General features: G+C 31.4%; 2 protein-coding genes. Both read right to left on the bottom strand.

Features of this window, described 5'->3' with window-relative positions; translation table 11 throughout:
* A partial coding sequence (locus tag OCV67_RS13175; RefSeq protein WP_262644646.1) for a dockerin type I domain-containing protein occupies positions 1-875 on the bottom strand: 875 nt, incomplete at its 3' end.
* A 1-nt stretch (position 876) separates the two neighbouring features.
* Complete coding sequence (locus tag OCV67_RS13180; RefSeq protein ID WP_147644389.1) at positions 877-1566, bottom strand: leucine-rich repeat domain-containing protein; 690 nt, start codon at positions 1564-1566, stop codon at positions 877-879.
* Between the last annotated feature and the right edge of the window lie 161 nt (positions 1567-1727).

Genomic DNA, 1727 nt, shown 5'->3' on the forward strand with positions numbered 1-1727 from the left:
GCTGTAATTTTACCGTCCTGATTGAAATCCATAGCTGGATAATCCTCAGCTGTTATTTTCTCTCCTGAAATAGACGACTGTGCAAGCTCTTTTGCAATAAATGCCGCATCGCTTGCTGCAAGCTTTCCGTCTCCGTTGGCATCACCTTTTATTTCAGGAGTTGTAACCGTTGTCGTTATCGGAGTTGTTTCCGCAGCTGATGTTGTAGAAATAGCAGTTGTTTGTGTTGTTACAACTGTTGTTTCAGTTGTTGTTATATCAGTAGTAACAGGAGTGGTAGTTGTTACAGGCTCGTCATCAAGGGCTATAAATTTAATACCATTTTTTTGAGCATATATTTCGGCGGCTGTTCCTTTATATCCTCGAATTACTTCCTTTGAAATTTTAAAATACTCACAATAAGGTACGTATTCCTCGAATCTTTCGTCATATATATAACTTGTATGTCTGGCATAGCCTATAGATTCAAATCCAATATCAGTTACGCTTTTAGGAATAGTTATATTATGAACTAGATTTTTAGACATTGCAGGGTTTTGTGTTCTTTCTGTACCCTCCTCACAAAAAGCTCTGAATCCAATCTCTCTTACACCTTCAGGTATTATCAAATCCTCATAATAACACCCGTTGACTAAGAATGCGTTATTTGCAATTTTAGTAACAGGATAACCATCTATTTCACTAGGTATTTCTTTAATAAACCCACCTCCAATGAATCCAGTTATTGTTGCTTCACCATTAGTAACCTCATACGAAAAATCATTCACAATATTTATTTCATCAACAGCTGAAACATTATTGAAATTAAATATAATTAAAACTAATAAAAGTAAAACTTCCAATGAACTAATTAAAATATGAGCTATTTTATTCATACTACCCCTCCTCATTATTTATTTCATATATAGTTACATTACTATCCTGAGGCAACCAATTAGAATATAAATCGACTGCTTCACTTGGCACATACAATTTTATATTGTTCTGGCAATAAAAAAATATATTATTAATATAATTCTTAGGATTATTTGATTTAAATGTCACTTCTATAAGATTATTACAATTGAAAAATACATAACTATCTATGTTTTTCACACTTTCAGGAATTTTAATACTTTCTAAAGCTGTTTTTGCAAATGCTGAATATCCAATTTCCTCAACACCTTCCGAAATAGTCACATTTTTTAAGTTTCTGCATTCATTAAATGCATATGTTTCAATTCTTTTAACACTTGAAGGAATATATACCGATTCCAAAGCTGTTGCAGCGAATGCTGCCCAACCAATTTCTTCAACACCTTCTGGAATTGTTACACTTTTCATATAAGGACAGTCACTAAACGCATTGCTTTCAATATTTTTCATTCCTTTGGGTAATATCACACTAATTAATCCACAATTTTTAAATGCTGAATTTTGAATTTTAATAACACCTTGCGGAATGTTTACTTCCGAAAGATTTATGCAATTTTCAAAAGTATTGGCAAAAATATATTTAATATTTGGTATATCTATTTTTTCTAGATTAACACAATTATGAAATGCACTTATTCCAATATAGTATATGTTGTCAGGGGTTCAAAATTCAATTAAACTTATTTGCGAATCTCTGAATGCTCCGTCACATATTTTTGTGACTTTATGTCCGTTGATTTCTGCCGGTATTGTTACTTTTTTCAGAATATCCAAAAATTGTTACAATAATTGTATATATAGTATTAAATACA

Origin of the sequence: Porcipelethomonas ammoniilytica, from assembly GCF_025567485.1 — a bacterium.
GTDB lineage: Bacteria > Bacillota > Clostridia > Oscillospirales > Ruminococcaceae > Porcipelethomonas > Porcipelethomonas ammoniilytica.